General features: G+C 72.0%; 19 protein-coding genes. 5 read left to right on the top strand and 14 right to left on the bottom strand.

From position 1 onward, the window contains the following. Positions 1 to 95 precede the first annotated feature (95 nt). Positions 96 to 3,782, bottom strand: coding sequence for a tetratricopeptide repeat protein (locus tag ACZ7CH_RS38280; RefSeq protein WP_470376177.1), 3,687 nt, complete (start codon positions 3,780 to 3,782; stop codon positions 96 to 98). After that, positions 3,779 to 4,114, bottom strand: coding sequence for a hypothetical protein (locus tag ACZ7CH_RS38285; protein ID WP_470376178.1), 336 nt, complete (start codon positions 4,112 to 4,114; stop codon positions 3,779 to 3,781). Before ACZ7CH_RS38285 ends, ACZ7CH_RS38280 begins: the two co-directional genes overlap by 4 nt. Before the next feature lie 287 nt (positions 4,115 to 4,401). Here ACZ7CH_RS38285 and ACZ7CH_RS38290 point away from each other — a divergent pair, with 287 nt between their 5' ends. The 3 genes from ACZ7CH_RS38290 to ACZ7CH_RS38300 are packed head-to-tail and all read left to right on the top strand — an operon-like array spanning position 4,402 to position 7,485. Then, positions 4,402 to 5,532, top strand: coding sequence for an acyltransferase family protein (locus ACZ7CH_RS38290; RefSeq protein WP_470376179.1), 1,131 nt, complete (start codon positions 4,402 to 4,404; stop codon positions 5,530 to 5,532). Between the two features lie 34 nt (positions 5,533 to 5,566). Next, a complete protein-coding gene (locus ACZ7CH_RS38295; RefSeq protein ID WP_360388490.1) occupies positions 5,567 to 6,859 on the top strand; it encodes a sensor histidine kinase in 1,293 nt (430 codons plus the stop codon). Next, the gene (locus tag ACZ7CH_RS38300; RefSeq protein ID WP_470376180.1) at positions 6,856 to 7,485 is read left to right on the top strand and encodes a response regulator; all 630 of its coding nucleotides are present in this window, start codon (positions 6,856 to 6,858) and stop codon (positions 7,483 to 7,485) included. The genes ACZ7CH_RS38295 and ACZ7CH_RS38300 overlap by 4 nt, the downstream gene beginning before the upstream one ends. A 202-nt stretch (positions 7,486 to 7,687) precedes the next feature. Here the strand turns inward: ACZ7CH_RS38300 and ACZ7CH_RS38305 are convergent, their stop codons facing one another. Next, entirely contained in the window at positions 7,688 to 8,074 is a 387-nt protein-coding gene (locus tag ACZ7CH_RS38305) for a nuclear transport factor 2 family protein (protein ID WP_470376181.1), read from the bottom strand. Between the two features lie 70 nt (positions 8,075 to 8,144). Here ACZ7CH_RS38305 and ACZ7CH_RS38310 point away from each other — a divergent pair, with 70 nt between their 5' ends. After that, the gene (locus ACZ7CH_RS38310; RefSeq protein ID WP_360388499.1) at positions 8,145 to 8,441 is read left to right on the top strand and encodes an ArsR/SmtB family transcription factor; all 297 of its coding nucleotides are present in this window, start codon (positions 8,145 to 8,147) and stop codon (positions 8,439 to 8,441) included. 25 nt (positions 8,442 to 8,466) lie between these two features. Here the strand turns inward: ACZ7CH_RS38310 and ACZ7CH_RS38315 are convergent, their stop codons facing one another. Then, positions 8,467 to 9,234 carry a hypothetical protein gene (locus tag ACZ7CH_RS38315; RefSeq protein ID WP_470376182.1) on the bottom strand — a complete coding sequence of 256 codons (768 nt, stop codon included), beginning with the start codon at positions 9,232 to 9,234 and terminating at the stop codon, positions 8,467 to 8,469. A gap of 272 nt (positions 9,235 to 9,506) precedes the next feature. Between ACZ7CH_RS38315 and ACZ7CH_RS38320 the strand changes: the two genes are divergently transcribed. After that, a complete protein-coding gene (locus ACZ7CH_RS38320) occupies positions 9,507 to 9,884 on the top strand; it encodes a hypothetical protein (RefSeq protein ID WP_470376183.1) in 378 nt (125 codons plus the stop codon). Between the two features lie 296 nt (positions 9,885 to 10,180). Here ACZ7CH_RS38320 and ACZ7CH_RS38325 read toward each other — a convergent pair whose 3' ends face one another. From ACZ7CH_RS38325 to ACZ7CH_RS38370, 10 genes are all read right to left on the bottom strand, one after another. Then, positions 10,181 to 11,671, bottom strand: a complete 1,491-nt coding sequence (locus ACZ7CH_RS38325) for a cellulase family glycosylhydrolase (RefSeq protein WP_458432066.1) — start codon at positions 11,669 to 11,671, stop codon at positions 10,181 to 10,183. Between the two features lie 308 nt (positions 11,672 to 11,979). Continuing rightward, positions 11,980 to 12,240: an Atu4866 domain-containing protein gene (locus ACZ7CH_RS38330; protein ID WP_470371990.1), complete on the bottom strand. Its 261-nt coding sequence runs from the start codon at positions 12,238 to 12,240 to the stop codon at positions 11,980 to 11,982. Positions 12,241 to 12,314: 74 nt separating this feature from the next. Continuing rightward, the gene (locus tag ACZ7CH_RS38335) at positions 12,315 to 13,013 is read right to left on the bottom strand and encodes a hypothetical protein (RefSeq protein WP_470376184.1); all 699 of its coding nucleotides are present in this window, start codon (positions 13,011 to 13,013) and stop codon (positions 12,315 to 12,317) included. 14 nt (positions 13,014 to 13,027) lie between these two features. Beyond that, positions 13,028 to 14,209, bottom strand: a complete 1,182-nt coding sequence (locus ACZ7CH_RS38340; protein ID WP_470376185.1) for an FAD-dependent monooxygenase — start codon at positions 14,207 to 14,209, stop codon at positions 13,028 to 13,030. Positions 14,210 to 14,387: 178 nt separating this feature from the next. Continuing rightward, the gene (locus tag ACZ7CH_RS38345) at positions 14,388 to 15,374 is read right to left on the bottom strand and encodes an NAD(P)-dependent alcohol dehydrogenase (RefSeq protein WP_470376186.1); all 987 of its coding nucleotides are present in this window, start codon (positions 15,372 to 15,374) and stop codon (positions 14,388 to 14,390) included. Continuing rightward, positions 15,371 to 16,033, bottom strand: a complete 663-nt coding sequence (locus tag ACZ7CH_RS38350) for a DUF2306 domain-containing protein (protein WP_360388520.1) — start codon at positions 16,031 to 16,033, stop codon at positions 15,371 to 15,373. The genes ACZ7CH_RS38345 and ACZ7CH_RS38350 overlap by 4 nt, the downstream gene beginning before the upstream one ends. A gap of 54 nt (positions 16,034 to 16,087) precedes the next feature. Continuing rightward, on the bottom strand, positions 16,088 to 16,801 hold the full coding sequence (locus ACZ7CH_RS38355; RefSeq protein WP_360388523.1) for a response regulator transcription factor: 714 nt from the start codon (positions 16,799 to 16,801) through the stop codon (positions 16,088 to 16,090). Further along, on the bottom strand, positions 16,798 to 17,928 hold the full coding sequence (locus ACZ7CH_RS38360) for a sensor histidine kinase (protein WP_470371995.1): 1,131 nt from the start codon (positions 17,926 to 17,928) through the stop codon (positions 16,798 to 16,800). Before ACZ7CH_RS38360 ends, ACZ7CH_RS38355 begins: the two co-directional genes overlap by 4 nt. 20 nt (positions 17,929 to 17,948) lie before the next feature. Then, positions 17,949 to 18,938: a hypothetical protein gene (locus tag ACZ7CH_RS38365; protein WP_458432058.1), complete on the bottom strand. Its 990-nt coding sequence runs from the start codon at positions 18,936 to 18,938 to the stop codon at positions 17,949 to 17,951. 36 nt (positions 18,939 to 18,974) lie between these two features. Beyond that, positions 18,975 to 19,529 carry a TetR/AcrR family transcriptional regulator gene (locus ACZ7CH_RS38370; protein ID WP_470376187.1) on the bottom strand — a complete coding sequence of 185 codons (555 nt, stop codon included), beginning with the start codon at positions 19,527 to 19,529 and terminating at the stop codon, positions 18,975 to 18,977. Between the last annotated feature and the right edge of the window lie 71 nt (positions 19,530 to 19,600).

A 19,600-nucleotide genomic window follows, 5' to 3' on the forward strand; every position in this document is an offset into this window, starting at 1 on the left:
CAGCCCGCATACCGGTGTTGTATGCGGGCTGTCCGCCCGTGCCCCCAGGGGCCGCCTCAGGCCGGCTATCGCGAACATGGACTTCGACACAGGCCCTAGTTCCGCGGTCCTGACCGCAGTGCGCTCAGGACGATCCGGCACAACCGGAGCTCACCCTCCGCGTAGTCCGCTCCGCCGAGCTGGGAGAACGTCGCGATGGCCTCCTCGACCTCGACGACGGCCCGGTCCAGCTCGGTGCGCGCGTCGGCGCGGATCGCGGCGAAGATCCGCTGGGCTCGGGCGTGGGTGGCCGTGTCACCGGAGCGGGCCGCGAGCTCACCGAGTGCGGTGACCGCCGTCTGGCTCGCAGCGAGTGCTTCGGTGGTGCGGCCCGCGGTCTGCTGGAGGGCTGCCGCCCTGGAGAGGTCGACGGCCCGCTGCCTGAGCAGGCTGTAGGTCAGGTCGGAGCCGGTGGGGCTGTGGGCCAGCAGCGCCTCGGCGTCCCGTGCAGCGCCCAGGTAGGTGTCGATGGCGTCGTCGAGCCGTCCGGCGTCGAGGAGCTGCCTCACGTGGGCTTCGCGCAGCTCGGCCGCCACGGACACGCTGCCGGCCGGGGAGACGACGTGCGTCGGGATGTCGCGGTCGAGGGCCGCCTGCACCAGGGGGTGGTCCGACTGCGGTGCGGCGGTCGGTGGTGGTGGCGCGGGAGCTCTTCCGGCGCGGGCGATGCGCCACCACCTGTGGGCCTGGTGCGTCTGGTTGTGCCGCATCTGGTGGTCAGCGAGCTCCTTGGCGGCGTCGGGGTGGCCCGCCTCGGCCGCCTTGGCGAGCTGGACGGCGGCTTCGGCGTGCCGGCCCTGTTCCGCCAGGGTCAGGCCGAACCGGTAGTGGCCCTCCGGTTCGCCGCGTTCGGTGGCCGCGATGAACCAGCGCTCGGCCTCGGCCGGTGCGCCGTCGTCGCGGTACATGCTTCCCAGCACCGTCATGGCGATCGCCATGCCCGCGTCGGCGCCGGCGTGGAACCACCGGCGGGCCTCGTCCCGGCGCCCCTGGTGCAGGCACAGCGCGCCGAGGTTGAAGCACGCCGAGGTCATGCCCGCGGTGACGGCGGCGGTGAACCAGCGCTCGGCGTCCGCAGGCCGACCGTCGGCGCGGTACAGATGACCGAGGTTGAACATCGCCTCGGCGAGACCCGCGTCGGCGGCTCCGAGGTAGCAGTGTTCCGCTTCGGTCGTGCGACCGGCTTTCTCCAGCAGCACACCGCGGTTGAACAACTCGACGGTCTCCGGCTGCGGTGTCCGGGAGGCACCGGCCGCCGGTGTGGAATCGAGGATTCGCAGGTTGCGCAGGGCTGTGTCCAACATGGATCGATGGCTTTCGTTGTTCACCACCAGGCGTTCGTACAACGCGACCGCTTCACGCAACGAGTCCACCGCGCGGTCGCGGTCGACCTGCGCGTAGACGCTGCCGCGGCTCGACAGCGTTGCGGCGAGCAGGGCTGTGTGGCGCACGGGGTCGGCTTGGGCGAGTTTCCTGGCCGAGGCCACGGCTTCGTCCGCGGTGGCCGTGGCTTCCGCGTCCCGGCCGACGTCGCAGAGCCGGCCCGCGTGGTTCATCAGCGACAGCGCCAGATCGGGCGCGTAGGCCTCTCGGTTCACCGCGACGAGGTCACGCCGGATGTCCACGGCCTCCGCGGAGGCTTCGAGTGCTTCAGCCGAACGTTCGAGCCGGAAGCAGGCGGTGCCGAGGTTCGTCAACGCCCGTGCGAGGCCGGGCAGGTGCGCTTTCGGGGCCGAGTCCACCAGGCTCCGGTACCTCTCCACGCTCTCGCCGAGCGCCCGCAGCGCCGCTTCGTCCTCGCCGACGGCCATGAGCCTCGTGCCGAGAGCGGTGAGCGCGAACGCGAACATCGGCGGGTCCGCGGCGGCGGTGCCCTCCAGAACCCGGTGCAGCGCAACGGACTCCTCCGCGGCGGCAACGGCGTTCCCGCGTTGGCCGACGTTCTGCAGCTGGTTGCCGTAGTTCGACAGGGCCAGTGCCAGGCCGGCACGGGCCGAGTCCTCGGTCTTGGCGCGCAGCAGCTCGACCGCGCGACCGGTGAAGCCGACCGCGGTGTCGTGCCGGCCGAGGTCCGACAGGTGGGCGCCGACGCGCATCAGGCACAGCGCGACGTCGACCCCGTAGGTCCGCGGGTCGAGCTCTTCGAGCCGGCTCAGCGCCGCGAGCGCCTGGAGGCCGTACCGGACCGCCTCCTGCTTGCGACCGGCGTGCCCCAGGCGGGTCCCGAGCCGGGAGCACCAGGACGCGACGTCCTGGAGCCGGGCGGTGTCGGTCACCCGCTCGCGCACGAGCCGCTCGGTGACCGCGGCGGCGCCCTCGTCCAGGTCGACTTGGCGATCATCGGGCAGGTGGACCTCGACGGCGAGCAGCACGTCCGTGTCGACGTGCCTGGCCTCGGCCAACGCGATCAGCGCCGCGCTGTCGGCGTGGACGGCGACCTGGGGGCGTTCGCCCAGCAGCGCGCCGAGCTGCCGGCCCACGTGCGGCCACCGGCCGGCGGCCGAGGCGAGCACCGTGATCGTCCTGGCCACCGTCGACGGCACCACCGCGTCCGGTTCGTCGACACCGAGCAGCACGCCGGGCACGTCACCGGCCCACGGGTCCGGGTCGTAGCCGGTGATGTCGTGCCCCGGCAGCATGAGTGCGACGAAGTCCTCGGCCAGGCGGTCCGGCTGGAGCGGTTGCAGCACCCGGGAGCGGTCGTGCGGCGGGTAGCAGAACCGGTGGTCGTCGAGGACCTGCTGGGCGGGTTCAAGCCGCAGGCGGGTGAGCCGGGCGAGGCCGTCGCGGTGGGACATGCTGTCGCTGAGCACGGAGGTGAACACGGCGCGGGCCATGTCGGCCGACGTCGTCCTGAACCCCGGACGCGGTTGCAGGCGTTCCCACCCCATGCGTTCCCGATCGAGGAGGTACGCGGCGATGCCCTCGACGCCGTCGGGCACCGGCCCACCGGGGTGCCGCGCGCGCAGGGCCGTGACGAGGGCGGCCATGTGGATGGTCAGGACCTGCCCGAACTCGTCGCCGTCCAGGCCGCGCGCGACCTCGTCGACGGGCGCCGACACCCCGAGCACGGCCGCGAACCGGTCGCGGGCGGCGGCGAAGGCGCGTTCGCGGTCGTCAGTGCCGTCGGCGAAGTCCGGCAGCAGGAGGTCGCCGACGTCGGCACCGATCTCCCGCAGCTCACCGCGCAGAGCGGGCCACCACTGCACCGTCCGGCCGACGAGCAGCACCCGCACAGGTCTGCCCACCTGCCCCAGCTCCCGCAGGAGCGCGACGAGCTCCAGGTGCGGCCACCGGTCGGCGTAGTCCACGACCACCAGCAGACCGCCGGGCGAACGCGGCTCGAACGTCGCGCCGGACCAAGCCGCCTCGGACGCGTGACGGGCCAGCGCCACCTCCCAGCCGGCGGAGGCGGACACCTCGGCGAACCGCGCGGCCAGCCGCGTCTTGCCCTGTCCGCCGGGGCCGTGCACGAGCAGGGCGGACATCGGCGCGACCGCGGTGTCCCTCCACCTCGCCAGCGCGGCGAGCTCGTCGTCGCGCCCGCTGAACGGCACGACCTGGCTGCGCGCGTCGAGCAGCCGGCTGGGCTGGTGGGCCAGCCGCGCGGGGTCCACCGCGGGGACGAACGAGAACGGCTCGAGCCGGTGCGCCGGCGGCGTTCCGGTCACGGTGACCGGCCCCTGCGGGTGGTTGATCTGGACGCTGCCGGGCCCGGTGACGAAGTGCTGGTCGCCGGTCATGGTTCCCGGCGATCGGGCTGCTGCTGCGTGCCGTACTGGACGTTGACCGTGCCCTGCGGGGAGTTGATCTGCGTGCTCTGGGGGCCGGTGACGTAGTAGTGGTTGCCGCCGCGCGGCTGCTCCGCACCGGCCGGGTCAGCCGCGGCGCGGGCGCGTCTTTCCAGCACCACCAGGACCGCGGTCAGCACGACCGCGACCGGCACGCCCACCCAGGCGAACCGGGCCCAGGTGTCGGGCAACGCCCCCGTGGCGATGTTGACCGCGCTGGGCAGCAACAACATCCCCACGACGATCCCACCGGCCAGCGGCCGGCGCCTCGCATCCCTCGCCATGATCGACCTCCCCTGGAAGACATCGGCGGACCGGGCTCCGGTGTGACATCTCCGACGTCGATGAAACCACCCGCGGGTCTCGAGCAGGGACCGGTGGCGACGCCGTCAGCACAGGTGTGCCCGGCGTTGGCCCGTGCGCTGCGGCTGTCCGATGAGGAGCGTCGAACCCTGCCGTGCTGACGGCGTCCATCCTCCGATCGGAGGATGGACGGGGTCCACCGCGCCCGCCGTGATCCGCGTCCGCGTGGTCGATCCGGTGCGCGGGCGGGCGGCGGCAGGCTGTCCGCATGGCATTGTCCGACGTCGTCCGCACCTCTCGTCCGGCACGCATCCGCTACCTCGACAACCTCCGGATCTTCCTGACGTTCCTCGTGGTCGTGCACCACTGCGCGGCGCCCTACAGCACCATCGACGTCTGGCCGAACTGGCAACCGCCGGCGTCGGAGGCCGAAGCGGTGCCGTTGACGCTGCTGCTCGTGGTCAACCAGTCGTTCTTCATGGGGTTCTTCTTCCTGCTGTCCGGGTACTTCGCGCCCGGTGCGGCCGACCGCAGGGGGCCGCGCGCGTTCGTGGTCGAGCGGCTGAGGCGGCTCGGGATTCCGCTGCTCGCGTTCGTGGTGCTGCTGCGCCCGTTGTTCGACCTGCCGACCTACCTCGCCCTGCCGGCCGGCACCCGGCCGTCGTTCGTGGCCTACTACTTCACGGCCTGGGAGGTCGGGCCCGCCTGGTTCCTGGAGGTGCTGCTGATCTTCTCGCTCGTATACGCGCTGTTCCTGCACCTGCGCGGGACCGCTGCGCCGGTGCGGTCACAACCGTTGCGGCGGCGGGATCTCCTCGTCTTCACGCTCGTGCTCGCCGTGGCCACGTACGGCTGGCGCATCCTCGTCCCGCTCGGCACGGACGAGCCGGTGCTCGGGCTGCCGAGCCCTTCCTACCTGCCGCAGTACGTGCTGCTCTTCTTCGCCGGTGTCGTGGCGTACCGGCGCCGGTGGCTGGAGTCGCTGCCGCAGCGGACGGGCTGGTTCGGCGTGGTCCTGGTGGTCACGTCGTTCGTGCCGCTGGCGCTGGGCGGGTACCGGGGGTTCGTGGCGGCCGGCGAGCTGGCCGGGTACGACCTCCCGCACCTGGCACTGGCGCTGTGGGAGTCGGCGTTCGCGGTCGGCGTCGTCCTGGTGCTGCTGCGGGTGTTCGCCCGGTTCGCCGCCGGCTCGTCGCGGTTCAGCCGGTACCTCGCCGACAACGCCTTCGCCGTGTACCTCGTGCACGCGCCCGTCATCGTCGGTGTCGTGGCGGTCTTGCAGCCACTCGACGCGGCGCCCGTGCCGAAGTTCCTGCTGGCACTGGTGATCGCCGCGACCGCGAGCTGGGCGGTCTCGGGGGCGTTGCGCCGGGTGCGCGCTGTGCGTGCGGTTGTCTAGCAACGGCTCCCCTCGCCCCGGGAACGGTCGTGCGATGATTCCCGGGGTGGGGGTCGAGGCCGAGTTGCGCGAGGAGTTCGACCGCTGGGAGCGCAGGGAGACCGCGGTCCTGCAGCTGCTCCCGTACCCGTTGCTGGTGGTCAGCGTCGTGTTCACGCTGCTGCAACCGCTCTGGGGCGCTCCCCTGCACCTGCCGGAGGTGCTGGTGCTTTCGGCCGTGCTCACCGCGTGGGTGGTGTGGTTCCACACCTCGCACCCGCAGTGGCACGGCGACAGCGCGCGGATGGCCTGGTACTACGCGGGGCTCGTGGCGTTGACCGCCTGCCTGGTGCTGGTCACGCCGTGGTTCGGCTTCTTCGCCTTCATCGGCTACGTGCACGCGTTCCAGTACCTCAAGGGCCGGTGGCGTTACGCCGGCGTGGTCGTCACGGCCGCGGTCTGCGCGATCTCCTACGTGGGCGGGGCGGACGGCATCAGTGCTGACGAGTGGTGGAAGTGGCCCGCGGTCAGCGCGGTCACGGCGGTGCTGGCCACGGCGGCCTTCTCCGCCGACGTGATGTCCGACCGGCGCAACCACCGGCAGAAGCGGGCGCTGGTGGAGCTGCACAGGGCGAACGCCGAGCTGGAGACCGCGCTGGCGGAGAACGCGGGCCTGCACGCCCAGCTGCTGGCGCAGGCGCGCGAAGCCGGTGTGCTCGACGAACGGCAGCGGATGGCGCGGGAGATCCACGACACCCTCGCCCAGGGCCTCGCGGGCATCCTCACCCAGCTGCAGGCAGCCGAGCAGGCCGCGGACGAACCGGTGGTGTCGCGCCGGCACGTGGCGAACGCGGTGGAACTGGCCCGCGAGAGCCTCACCGAGGCCCGGCGGACGGTGCACGCGGTGGAGCCGGCCGCGCTGGAGCGGACGCGCCTCCCGGACGCCATCGGCGACGTGGCCCGGCGCTGGTCGCGGGTGAACCGGGTGGAGGCGGTGCTGACCACGACCGGTGAGGCCCGGCCGATGCACACCGACGTCGAGGTGGCGCTGCTGCGGACCGCCCAGGAGGCCCTGGCGAACGTCGCGAAGCACGCGCGGGCCGGCCGGGTGGCCCTGACCCTGTCGTACATGGAGGACCTGGTGACGCTCGACGTGCTGGACGACGGGGTGGGATTCGCACCGGACGCCCAGCGCACGGGCGGTTCCGCGGACGGCGGTTTCGGGCTCGCCGGCATGCGGCAGCGCGTGCAGCTGCTCGCGGGGCGGCTGGACGTCGAGTCCGAGCCGGGCGGGGGCACCGCGATCACCGTGGCGGTGCCGGCGATCCCTGCGGGAGGTGTGCGGTGATCTCGCTGCTGATCGTCGACGACCACCCCGTGGTGCGCGACGGGCTGCGCGGCATGTTCGGTTCCGACCCGCGCTTCGAGGTGGTCGGTGAGGCCGGTGACGGTGCGGAGGCGATCGCGGCCGGGGAACGCCTGCGGCCCGACGTGATCCTCATGGACCTGCGGATGCCCGGGACGGACGGGGTCGCCGCCATCCGGGAGCTGGCCAAGCGCGGGGTGCCGTCCCGGGTGCTGGTGCTGACCACGTACGACACGGACAGCCACGTGCTGGCCGCGATCGAGGCCGGCGCCACCGGCTACCTGCTCAAGGAGGCGCCGAGGGAGGAGCTCGTCCGCGCGGTGGAAGCCGCCGCACGCGGGCAGGCGGTGCTCTCCCCCGCCGTGGCGACCCGGCTCGTGGGGCAGGTGCGCAGACCGGCTCCGGCACCGTTGTCGCAGCGCGAGCTGGAGGTGCTGGAGCTGATCGCGCGCGGCTCGACGAACCGCGAGGCGGCGAGGCGCCTGTTCATCAGCGAGACGACCGTGAAGACGCACCTGCTGCACGTGTACGCGAAGCTGGGCGTCAACGACCGGGCGGCCGCCGTGGCCGTCGCGTTCTCCCGCGGCTACCTGACGCCGCAGGACTGACGGCCGCTCACCTCCGCCCGCCGCGTGGTACGTGGTCGAGGAGGACCTCCGGGGCGGCACGAGCGTGCCGCCCGCAACCGGGGTCGTTGAGGACCATGGTGCGGCTGATCGCGCCGTCGGCGAGGGTGACGAGCTGCTGGGGTCCTCGACGCCGAGCTCGGCCACCAGACCGGTCACGAGCGTGAGCATCCCCCGCAGTTCGTCAGGCGAAGAAGCGGTTCATGCCGTCCACATCGGACAGGAACGTCTCGATCCGGGACACCTTGCCGTCCGCCAGCGTGAAGACGGTGGCGAGGTGCTCGTCGAGCACGACCTCGCCCCTCGTCGCGGTGTTGTGGAGGTTCAGCGCGACGTTGTCCCGGCTCACCAGCACGTGCAGCAGGGCGAAGTCCACGCCGAAGCCGCTGATCAGCCGCACCCGGTCGACCACGCCGTCCTGGCCGGTCACGGTTCCGGAGACCTGGTTGTCGCCCGGCAGCGTCCAGGTCACGTCCTCGGTGAGAATCCCGCGCAGCAGGTCCCAGTCCTGGCCGGCCAGCGCCTTCATGAACGTCGCCGCCACGTCCTGCTTGACCTGTTCGGTCGTCATCACGCCCCACCTCAACTGTTCGATTTGATTCGAACCGTAACAGTTCGAGTCAAGTCGTACAATCGGGTGTGTGGAGACCGAAGAGGGCCCTGCCCGCGGGGACATCACCATCGAGGCGGTGCTCGCGGCGCTCGACCACCCGCTGCGGCTGCGGGTGGTCAGGACGCTGGCGGCGGCGGAGGAGCTGAACTGCCAGGAGATCCTGCCGGACATCACCAAGAGCACGGCCAGCCACCACTGGAAGGTGCTGCGGGAGGCCGGGGTCGTCGAACAACGGCGCGAGGGCCGGTACCTGTACCTGCGGCTGCGGCGCGAGGACCTGGACAGCCGGTTCCCCGGCGTGCTCGACGCGGTGGTGCGGGGCTGAGCCCACCGGGTGCCGCGAGGGCGGGTCAGCAGTCGCGCAGGCCGCGGCCGCCCCGATGAGCGGGGTGGACGTAGACCTCGGACAGGTAACCCTCACGCTTGTCCGGCCACACCACGCGGTACCAGCCGTTCGACACAGCTCGGTGCGGGTTGTCGGGGTAGGGCGAGTCGCGGTTGTAGTTCACCAGCTCGTCCCCGGTGGCACGGCAGACCGCCACGACCAGAGCACCACTGGACATCTCGGTTCCCGCCAGCTTGCAGGCGTTCTCCGGTGCGGCGCACCTGCGGACGGTTCTGCTGGACAGGTAGGCGGGGGTCACGTCCTCGGCGAGCTCGTTCTCCCCGGCGACAGTCTTGTTCTGCACCTCGATGACCGCAGCAGCAGCAGCAGCAGGAGCAGTGGTGTGGTCGCGGCTCTCGGTCACCGCCAGCACCAGAACTGTTGCCGCTGCGCCGAGAACCACCGCGACCGCGCCGACGGCCCCGAGGTGCCACGTCGTCCAGTTCCGCCGTTCCGGCTGATTTGTGGACACAGCTGACAAAGCGCGATAACGCGTCAGCCATTCGCGCTGTTCGGCGTCGTTCATGCCCAGAGCGGTGCACAGCTTGGTGACGAACTCCGGATCGGGGAACAGCTTGCCGCGCTTGCCCAGGTCGTAGATCGAGGTCCGGTTGCTCTGGGCGGCGTGGGCGATGTCGTTGACCGGCACGCCGGAGTCCGCGCGACGCGCGTGCCAGTCGGACCAGAAAACGGTGATCGTGTCTTGAGGTCTTCGCTTGCTCCGCAGGTTCATGGAGCAAGAGAACATCATCGGCACGAGATTCGTCGTCGTCTGTTCGGGGCTTTGTGCATTCCGCACCGCCGAGTGGACAACACCGACCGCAGACGGCCGCGCTGTCGCCCCTGGTAACCGCGTACGCACCGTCGGTCGGATGTCCGACCGACGTCCGGACGGTCATCAACGCAGGTCACGAGCCTTAGCGTCGATCTCCGACAGCACCGGCCTCGAAGCAGGCGACAGCCGAACCCGAGCGTCCGGTCGATCATCGACACCGGGAGAACCTCATGGCGATCTTGTCCAGATTGCGCACGGCCGCAACCACCTCGGCCTTGGCCACCGCTGCCGCGGCAGCGGTGGTGCTGGGCGCCGTCCCGGCCCACGCCGCGGCGCAGGGCTGCTCCGGCAACGTCTGCATCTTCCTGGGCGGCAACGCCGGCGGCACCGCGCTGGTGCAGGGCTGGGCGCGCAACACCACCTTCACCGGCTCGCTCACGCTCACCGGTCCCGGCGGCCTGAACTGGTCCCAGACCGGCACCTGGACGGGCGGCAAGGGCAACTGGGCCGACTACTCCCTGCAGAACGCCTGGAGCGGCACCTACTGCGTCACCGGCGTGTCCAACAGCACCGGTTACCAGGGCACGGCGTGCAAGACCCTCAGCTGAACGATCCACGTTCGGTGAGGCTGGGATGACATCAGCGGGGAACGCGCGGTGGCGCGTTCCCCGCTGATCATTCCATTGGACCAAGCCATTCCCACCGCACACCGCCTCTGCGGTGTCATCTAGTTGTCCACTGTTGACGGTGGATTTCGAGGTACCGTAATGGCTTCCGAAGTGACGTTCGTGCCAGGAGAGTTCAAGTCCTGTGTGACGCACATCGGAGGCGCGACGCAGTGGGCTGATCCGCCCGAGTCTGGTCCGCGAGCACGTGCTCGTGGACCAGGCTCGGGCGTTGAGCTCTACCGGGCGCCGTACGGGTCCTGGCTGAGCAGGTGGGCCTTGAAGCCTTCACCGACACCGGGCTCCGGCGTGCCGTTCCAGTCCTTGATGAGCACGGCGCCGGAGCTGCACCCCCACGGGTTCCAGGTCCACGCGAGGTAGCTCAGCTCGTGCGCGTCCGCCCAGTCCACCAACCGCTGCATGTAGTCGAAGCCGCAGTTGTCCTGCCCGAACTCCCCCACCACCACGGGAACCTGCTCGGCGAGCGGGGCGATCTGGGTGTCCCAGCAGGCTTCGCTGGCGCAGGCGTTGAAGCTGTAGGCGTGCCACGACGCCGCGATGTTGTTCAACGGGTCCACCGGCTTGTGGGCCAGCCACTCCCGCATGTCGTTGGCCCATTCGAGGCCGCCTAGCATGAGCACGTTGGTGGCGCCGGTGGCCCGCACCGCGTCGACCAGGTCCTGCATGCCGGCGGTCTCGTAGGGCAGGCCGGTGCAGGTGCCGCCGTCGCGCCAGCACTGCCAGCCGAGGGTCTTGTTCCAGTCGCTGGCGATCTCCGGGTACGGCTCGTTGAACAGGTCGAAGACCACGGCGTCGTTGCCCTTGAACGCGGTGGCGACGCCGGTCCAGAACTGCGGGGCGTACTGCGCGTCCGGCATCGGCTTCTGGCACACCGCGTGCTCGTCCTTGCAGTGCCAGTCCGGGCCGTTCGGGTAGGCGCCCCAGGTCCAGTGCAGGTCGAGGATCACGTTGATGCCGTTCGACACCAACAGGTCCACGTACTCCTTCACGGCCCGCTGGTAGGCGACGCCGCCGGGCGAGCCGTGGACGCCCAGCCAGCACTCCTCGTTCAACGGGATCCGCACCGCGTGGACGTTCCAGGTCTTCATCGCGTCCACCGACGCCTGGTCCACCGGGCCGCCGTCCCACATGCCCTTGCCCTGCACGCAGGCGAACTCGCCGCTGGACCGGCTCACCCCCAGCAGCCGGTACGGCTCGCCCTGCGCGGTGACGATCCTGTTGCCGGAGACGCGCAGCTCCGGTGCGGAACCGTCGGGCGGCGGGGTGGTCGTGGTGGTCGGCACGGTGCCGGTGCAGTCGGTGCCGTTGACCGCGAAGTCCGTCGGCTTGGCGTTGCTGCCGCTGTAGGAGAAGTTCGCCCCGGCGCTGACGCTGCCGCCCGCGGGGACGGTGGCGTTCCAGCTCATGCTGGTGACGGTGACCTTCTTGCCCGACTGGGACCAGGTGCCGCTCCAGCCGTGCTGCAACGTCTGGTTGCCCGCGTGGGTGTAGGTCAGCGTCCAGCCGTCCACCGCCGCCGAGCTGACGTTCGCGATGGTCACGTCGGCCTTGAAGCCGCTGCCCCAGTCGGTGGTCGTGTAGTCGACCCGGCACCCGAACGGCGCCGCGCTCGCGCCACCCGCGACCGCCGTCAGAGCCGTGCACGCGACGGCCACCGCCGCCCCCAGCACCGCGAGCACGGTACGGCGCTTCTTGGCTGTTCCCGACATCAGCACTCCTTCGTGCGCGTCACGGACAGGCCGCCACCCCAATTCTGGGAGCGCTCCCAGAGCCGACCGTAGCGAAGATGCCGCGGCACGTAAAGAACCGATGTGTGGGAGGTGTCAGTCCAGGAGGCCGAGGCCACTCCTGCTCGTCGATCGACCGAACCCTCCGATGACTTCGTCCTGTCGTCTCCCGCACCTCGGTCTCGGACTGGTGCGGGTGGTCCGGCACGCCCGGCGGCAGGGCGAAACCCAGTGCCGAGTGGACGACTTAGCGCACAGCGGGAACCCAGGCCGCGAAGACCACGCCCTGCTCACGTGCCAGCCGCCGGCTCCCGGTACAGCACGAGGTGCTCGTGGTACAGCACGCCGTCGCGGATGTCGCCGGTCGCGGTGAACCCGGTGTCGTCGACGTAGTCCAAGTGCGCGCCGGTCACGGAGTAGGAGCCGGTGTAGGCGCTGCGCCGGGTGCCGCGGGCTTCGTCGTAACGGCCGTCGGCGTGCAGCTCCTGCCGGATGTGGCCGTCCGCCGTGACCCACATGCCCACCACGTCGATGTTGTCGTCGTTGCTCATGACGTCGAGGATCGGCCACTTCTCGCGTCCCGGGCAGGACGCGGTGGTCCTGGGTGTGGCACACCCAGGACTCGTCACTTCGGCGCGGTGTACCCGCCGCAGACCTCGGCGCTCGCTCGCGGGTCGCTGTCGCGCAACGTCGCGACGATGTGCTCGGCCTGGCGTTCGACGGGCTCCTCGGTCACGGGGAACCGCAGGACGAACTGCTTGTGCTCCAACGACTCGCGGGTCGTCCTCCAGCGCTTGTCGACGACGTGCCGCGGTGGCGAGGTGAACGTGACGTCGACCTGGTCGCGGGTGCCGGGGAAGGACTGCGCCCAGTCGACGCCGCTGTCCCACCGGTCCAGCACGGCGGGGTGCTCGCGCAGCCCGTCGCGCACCAGCCGCGCCACCTCCCGGCCGGGCCACTCCCAGAACCGGTCGCGGTCGGCGCGGGCGAGCTCGGCCTCGTACTGCGCCAGGTCGAAGCGGACCTCCGGCAGGGACAGCCCGTTGTCGTCGGGGTTGCGCCACCCGTCCCAGACGACCTCGCCGCCCTCGCGGCGGACGCGGACGAACACCGCGCCGCAGCACCCCCACGTGCAGTCCGCCTCGGCGATCATCACCTCACGCGGCTCGTCACCGGGCAGCAGCGGGCTGGTGGGCCCCAGCAGCACGTCGGGGTCCTCCCGCGGTCCTTCGGAGAACACCGGTTCGACCGGGTCTCGGTCGTCCACCAGGAGCTTCAGCTCGGTCCTGCCCCAGGCGGAGTGCTCCGGCGCAACGACGGACACGCGCAGCAGGCTCGTCACTCCGCCGTTCCCGGAAACGCGTAGTCGGGCAGTTCGACGCCGTTGATCGCGCGGTCGATCAGGGCGGTGAACGTCTCCATGTCCGGTTCGGGGGCGGGCTCGGTCTGCGGCAGGAGGCTGTGGACGTGCATGCGGCCGATCTCCTGGTTGGCCTCCACGAACGGCCGCATCCGCTGCTCGTAGGCCGCGAACCCGGCCTCGGGGTCCCAGCCGGCGGTGGCGAGCTCACCGGCCAGCAGGTGGGCGCCGACCAGGGCCAGGCCGGTGCCGCCGCCGGACATCGGCGACGAGCTGAACGCGGCGTCGCCGATCAGCGCCACGCGGCCGTGCGACCAGCGGTCCATGACGACCTGGGCGACCTGGTCGAGGTAGAAGTCCGGGGTGTCGTCGAGGTGCGCGAGGATCTGCGGCGTCACCCAGCCCATGCCCGCCATCCGTTCGCGCAGCAGGGTTTTCTGCGCCTCCACGTCGCGGTGGTCGACGGTGAAGTCGGCCGCGGGGAACGACAGCATCGCCATCGCCCTGGTGTCGTCACCGATGGGGCGCAGGCCGGCGGAGCGGCCGGTGTCGCGGTCCTGGTGGTCGATCATCCAGCGGTCCACGCCGAACTCGTTGGGCACGCTGTAGAACGCCAGCACCAGGCCGAGGTGCCGCAGGAACCGCTCGCGCGGCCCGAAGACCAGGGCGCGCAGCGACGAGTGCAGGCCGTCCGCGCCGACCACCAGGTCGAAACGGCGCCGGGTGCCGCTCGCGAACGTCACGTCCACGCCGTCCGCGTCCTGGGTGAGCTCGGCGATGCGGTCGCCGAAGACGTACTCGGCGTGGTCGCGGGTGTCGTCGTGGAGCACCCGGGAGAGGTCTCCGCGCAGGATCTCGATGTCCGCGATGTAGCCGTCGCCGCCGTCGTCCTCGGCGCGGTAGGTCTCCAGCACGGTGCCGTCGGCGTCCACGGTGTGCGCGCCGGCGGTGTCCGTGCGAGCCGCGCGCACCGCGTCCTCCAGGCCCATCCGCCGGATGACCTCCTTGGCGACGCCGCGCGCGTCCACGGCCTGGCCTCCCGGCCGCAGCGCGGGTGCCCGTTCCACGACGGTCACCTCGGCGCCGCACCGGTGCAGCCAGTGGGCCAGCGCGGGTCCCGCGATGCTCGCCCCTGCCACCAAGACCTTGTTCCCGCTCACCGCAGCCCCCAGTAGTCCGATCAGGATGGTCCGGAGTATAGGAATGCGGCCGGGTGGCCGCGCGGGGTTTCGGCACCGGAGCGCGGGAGGTCCGGTGAATCCTCGTCGCCCGGCTGCCCGGCACCGCCGGTCCGGCGGTCACGGCGGTCACCGAGGCGGTCGCGGCGGCGGGCGGGCGTCAGACGGTGATCACGACCTTGCCGCGGGCGTGCCCGGTTTCCACGTACCGGATCGCATCGGGCGCCTGAGCGAGCGAGAACGTGCGGTCGACGACCGGCGTGACGGCACCGGACTCGGCCAGGCGCCGCAGCTCCGCGAGGACCGTCCGGTCGGGCGCGGTGGTGAGCACGTGCAGCCGGTCGCGGACGAACGCGGACCGCAGCTTCGCCTTCAGCAGGAGCCGCAGCGGACCGACGAGACTGCCGCCCTCGAACACTCCCCCGCCCGACAGCACGACCGTCCCACCGGGACGGACCACGCGGCGCAGTCCTGCCAGCGGGTGGTTGCCGACCAGGTCGAGGACGAGGTCGTACCGCGTGCTGCCGGTGGTGAAGTCGGAGCCGGTGTAGTCGATGACGTGGTCGGCGCCCAACGAGGTCACGAGCTCGGCGTTCCGCGTCCGGCACACGCCGGTCACGGTGGCGCCCACCGACTTCGCGATCTGCACCGCGAACGTCCCGACGCCGCCGGACGCCCCGTTGACCAGCACGTGGTGACCGGGTCGCAGTCCCCCGCTGTCGCACAGGCCCTTCCACGCGGTGAGCCCGGCCAACGGCAGCGCGGCCGCCTGCTCGAAGCTCAGGCAGGCGGGCTTGGGTTCGACGAGGTCCTCGGCCACGCGCACGTACTGCGCGAACGCCCCGTCGGCGGGACCGAGGTCGCCGAACACCTCGTCGCCGGGGCGGAAGCGCCGCACGTCCCTGCCCACCGCCTGCACGGTTCCGGCGAAGTCGCGGCCGCGGATCTTGGCGCGGGGAGCGGTGAACCCGATCCCGGTGAGGCGGGCGAGGTAGGGGTCTCCGCGCATGATGTGCCAGTCGTAGGCGTTGACGGCGGCGGCGTGCACTCGCACGAACAGCTCGCCGCTGCCGGCCGACGGCGGTTCCACGTCACGCAGCGCCAGCACGTCCGGGGAGCCGTACCGGTCCTGGACGATCGCCTTCACCGCGTCACCCCGAGCGCGAGCGCGGAACGGGCGGACCGCGCCGGGCGGCGGACGACCCACTCGGCCACGGCGAGGTTGACGAGCCAGGCGGCGAGCATCAGCACCGCCTTGGTGAGCTGGTCGAGCGGGCCGCTGAAGGCGATCCAGGGTCCCATCAGCACGGCCTGCGTGCCGGCGCTCAGCCCGATCGCGAACGCGCGGACCATCCACGCGCGGTGGCCGGCGAGGTCCCTGCGCAGGGCCGCGGCGACACCGAGGACGAGGAACACCGCCCACGCGGTGCCGAACACCAGCCGGGAGCCGGTGAGAAACGCGCCCACGTCGGCCGGTTTCGGGTAGAACACGGTCATCCACAGCCCCGACAACGCCCCCAGAAGTCCACAGAGGACCAGAATTCGGCCGGAGACGCGGTGCCACCCCGGTCTGCGGCGGCGGAAACCGGGAGCGAACTGGAAGGCGCCGAGCACGCTGTAGACGCTCACCGTGACGGCGTGCACCACGACGGGCACGGGTGAGGCGAAGAACCGCGCGTTGTCCGGCGTGATCTCCGCGCCGGTTCCGAGCTCGGTCAGCCGCAGTGCGCCGCCGAGCACGGGGACGAGGCTGAACAGGATGATCGCGGCCGGGACGAGCAGGTCCCGCCGGGTGGTGGAGGTCATGCCCCAGATCGTGGCGCGGGAGGCGGGGCCGGCTCATCGGGAGAAGGTCTTCGGTCATCCTGGCCGATGGTCGGGTGCGGTCGTCGTACTTTCGGCTGACCGCTGCCGGAGACCGCCGCGCACGCGCCTGGTCTCGTAGGCCCAGATGGCGATCTCCACCCGGTTCCTGGCGCCGATCTTGGCCATCAGGCTGGCGATGTGGGACTTCACGGTGCTGAGCGTGATGTGCAGCTCGGCGGCGACCTCGCCGTTGGTGCGCCCGCCCGCGACGGCGGCGAGGACCTGCTCCTCCCGTTCGGTGAGCGGGTCGGCGAGCTGCGCGGCGGGACCGGCGGGACCGGTGTCCGCGAAGGCCTCGATCAGCCGGGCGGTGACGCTGGGGGCGATCAGGGCGTCACCGGCGGCCGCGGCGTGGACGGCCTGCGACAGCAGCGCGGGGCCGGCGTCCTTGAGCAGGAACCCCTTCGCGCCCGCCCGCAAAGCGGCGTAGACGTAGTCGTCGAGGTCGAAGGTTGTGATCACGACGACGGCGAGCGGGTCGGGGACACCGGGGCCGGCGAGGAGGCGGGTGGCCTCGATGCCGTCGATGCCGGGCATGCGGATGTCGAACAGGCACACGTCGGGCCGCACGTTCCTGGCGAGCTCCACGGCCTGCCGCCCGTCCGGTGCCGCACCGACGACCTCGATGTCCGGCTGGGCGTCGAGGATCATCGCGAGTCCGGTGCGGACGATCTCCTGGTCGTCCGCGACGACGACGCGGATGCTCATCGGGCGGCCCCCGTGAGCGGCAGCACGGCGGTCACGGTCCAGCCGCGGCCGGGGTTCGGGCCCGCCGCGCAGGTGCCGCCGAGCAGGTCCGCGCGTTCCTCCATGCCGATCAACCCGTGTCCGCGGGTGGTGCGTGCGGTGACCGGGTCGCCGTCGTCGCTGACCCGCAGCCGCACCGCCGAGCCGCCGACGTCGACGTGCACCTCGATGCGGGTGGCGTGCCGGGCGTGGCGGCGCGCGTTGGTGACCGCCTCCTGGCTGAGCCGGTAGACCGCGGTTCCCACCGACTTCGGCAGGTCGTCGGCCGCCCCCTCGATCAGCACGGCCACCTCGGGACCGGGCCGGCCGGGGCTCGCCAGCAGGGCGACGTCAGCGATCGCGGGGCTGGGCGCCAGGTCCGCGGAGTCGGTGCGGCGCAGGGCCCGCACCATCGTGCGCATCTCGGTGAGCGCCCGTGAGGCCTCCGACTCGATCAGCACGAGCGCCTCGGTCGCCGCCTCCGGGCGGGTGGCCGCCGTCGCGAGCCCGGCCTGCGCCCGGATCGCCATGGCCGACACGTGGTGGGCCACCGTGTCGTGCAGGTCGCGGGCCAGCCGTTCCCGTTCGAGCAGCTTGACCTGGTCGAGCTCACGGGCCCGCGCCCGTCCCCGGTAGCGCGCTGCGGCTCCGAGCGCACACGCCGCGGCCAGCACGGCACTGCCCGCCACCGCGTCCCCCGCGCCGAGGAACCCGAGCGCCACCGACAGGCCGACCTTGCCGAGCATGACCGCCAGCCCGACGACCGCCTCCCGCCCCGATCCCCAGCGGAACAGGGCGAACGGGAACAGCAGCAGGAACACCAGGGTGTTGAGGTCCGGCTCGCCCCAGAACACCAGCGACGCGACCGCGGCCACACCGAACGCGGCACCGGCGGCGAGCAACGGCCTGCTGCGGCGCACCAGCAACAACGGCAGCAGCACCACGGCCAGCACCACCGAACCGGCCCGCCAGCTCAGATCCGGCCGCAGCACCGCCTCCAGCACCGCGACCGGCAGGAGCACGGCGACCAGCGCCCAGTCCCACCACAGCCGCGCGGCCCCGCGCACCGGCCGGGGCTCGTCCCACACCGACCGCAGAAGGGCGAACACGGCGTCATCCTACGAGTCGGCTACTGCATGTTCGTGACGTGCCGGTGCGCCGGGAAGTCGGCGCAGGCGTAGAACTGCAGGTTGTAGCTGCGGCCGATCGACAGCATCGTCGGCTCGTTGTCGTGCGGGAACAGCGCACCGCCGGCGTCGGCGTCCTCGACCGGCCGCCAGCTCGTGGTGCCGTCCCATTCGCTGGTGGCGAGGGTCAGCAGCGGCGTGACGGCCCCGCCGCAGTCCGGGCAGGACAGGGGGAACGGGTCGGAGAAGCTCCACGGACCGTGCCCACCGGCCTTGCAGCCGGAGGACACGGACAGCGCGTACTGGTAGTGCTGGTCCTCCTGCTCCTCCCACCGCCGCACCCGTTCGCGGAGCTCGGCGGGCAGGCAGTGCGGGGCCGGGTACTCGGTGACCTCCTCCGGGTGCAGCACGCACGGCTGCGGCAGGTAGTGCTCCTCGACCGCGGCCGGCTGCGGGGCCTCGGCCAGCGGGTCGGTCACCTCGGCCGCCTTCCGCCACCGCAGCGCGGTGCGGGGCGCGCACCCCTCGTCCTCGTGGTCGAACGGGCACCACAGCACCTGCAGCAGATCGGCACCGTCCGGGCGGGGCAGGCCGGGGACGTCGCGCGCGTACAGCTGGGCCACCGGCACCATCGGTGCGGGCCCGTCCTGCGCGATCCCGGTGCCGTGGTCGACCCGGTCGACGACGACCTTCTCGTCCGCTGTCAACAGGTTCACGCCCTCGGCCCGCGGCCGTGCCCACGCTTCGGTCAGAATCCGCCGCCGTGCGAACACGTCCGCCACGCTCGCACCGTGCAGCTCGGGGCCGGCGTGCTCGGCGCAGGCCGGCCACTCCTCCCCCGCGGGCCACAGCAGCGGGCCGCCGATGGAGCTGTCCGCGGCGGTCGGTGCGCCGGGGCGCGGGTGCAGTCGCACGGCGGTGCGGGCCAGCGGTGCGAGTTCGGGGAAGTGCGCCGTGACGTCGACGGGACGCGGCGGAGTGGTGCGGACCATGGCCGAAGATGGTATTCGCGGCGACCGGGCGTTCCCTCAGCTCCGCAGGAGGTCGTCGACCAGTCCCTCGGCGTAGCCGGGACCGATCGCGGTGGGACGGCACAGGACCCGGTACACGATCGGCGCGACCACGCGGTCGAGCACGGTCTCGGTGTCGACGGCCGGTTCCCCGCGCGCGGCGGCACGGCCGAGGATCACGCTTATCTGGTCGGCCGCGTAGTCGGAACACCGCAGGGCGTTGACGCCCGGATCGCCGATGAGCGCGTCACGCAGGTAAGCGCGGCCGGGTGCGGACGACATCTCCTCCAGGAACTGCCCCGCCCACGCCCGCAGGTCCGCGATGAGGCTCCCCCGGTCCTCCGGAGGCGAGTCCGGCCGGAGGCGTTCGACCGCGATGTCCGACAGGAGCGCCTGCAGGTCGCCCCACCGGCGGTAGATGGTCGAGGGCGTGACACCGGCCCGCGCGGCGACGAGCGGAACGGTGAGCTTCTCCCGTCCCAGCTCGGGTTCCAGCTCTCGCACGGCGGCGTGCACGGCCTCCTGCACGCGGGCGCTCCGGCCACCCGGACGTGCTGTCGCTCTGCGGTCCACGACACCAGCCTAAAGCAAAGATGTTGCTTTAACGCCGATGCCAAGGCTACCGTCCGCTTAACGCGAAGAAT

The sequence above is a fragment of the Lentzea sp. NPDC037011 genome, assembly GCF_055607425.1.

Bases quoted from the DNA above. Each gene is read 5' to 3' on its own strand.
- ACZ7CH_RS38330 (WP_470371990.1), bottom strand. From the start codon at position 12,240: ATGAGCAACGACGACAACATCGACGTGGTGGGCATGTGGGTCACGGCG.
- ACZ7CH_RS38305 (WP_470376181.1), bottom strand. From the start codon at position 8,074: ATGACGACCGAACAGGTCAAGCAGGACGTGGCGGCGACGTTCATGAAG.
- ACZ7CH_RS38320 (WP_470376183.1), top strand. From the start codon at position 9,507: ATGGCGATCTTGTCCAGATTGCGCACGGCCGCAACCACCTCGGCCTTG.
- ACZ7CH_RS38350 (WP_360388520.1), bottom strand. From the start codon at position 16,033: ATGACCTCCACCACCCGGCGGGACCTGCTCGTCCCGGCCGCGATCATC.
- ACZ7CH_RS38290 (WP_470376179.1), top strand. From the start codon at position 4,402: ATGGCATTGTCCGACGTCGTCCGCACCTCTCGTCCGGCACGCATCCGC.
- ACZ7CH_RS38285 (WP_470376178.1), bottom strand. From the start codon at position 4,114: ATGGCGAGGGATGCGAGGCGCCGGCCGCTGGCCGGTGGGATCGTCGTG.
- ACZ7CH_RS38355 (WP_360388523.1), bottom strand. From the start codon at position 16,801: ATGAGCATCCGCGTCGTCGTCGCGGACGACCAGGAGATCGTCCGCACC.
- ACZ7CH_RS38315 (WP_470376182.1), bottom strand. From the start codon at position 9,234: ATGAACCTGCGGAGCAAGCGAAGACCTCAAGACACGATCACCGTTTTC.
- ACZ7CH_RS38280 (WP_470376177.1), bottom strand. From the start codon at position 3,782: ATGACCGGCGACCAGCACTTCGTCACCGGGCCCGGCAGCGTCCAGATC.
- ACZ7CH_RS38365 (WP_458432058.1), bottom strand. From the start codon at position 18,938: ATGGTCCGCACCACTCCGCCGCGTCCCGTCGACGTCACGGCGCACTTC.
- ACZ7CH_RS38295 (WP_360388490.1), top strand. From the start codon at position 5,567: ATGATTCCCGGGGTGGGGGTCGAGGCCGAGTTGCGCGAGGAGTTCGAC.
- ACZ7CH_RS38325 (WP_458432066.1), bottom strand. From the start codon at position 11,671: ATGTCGGGAACAGCCAAGAAGCGCCGTACCGTGCTCGCGGTGCTGGGG.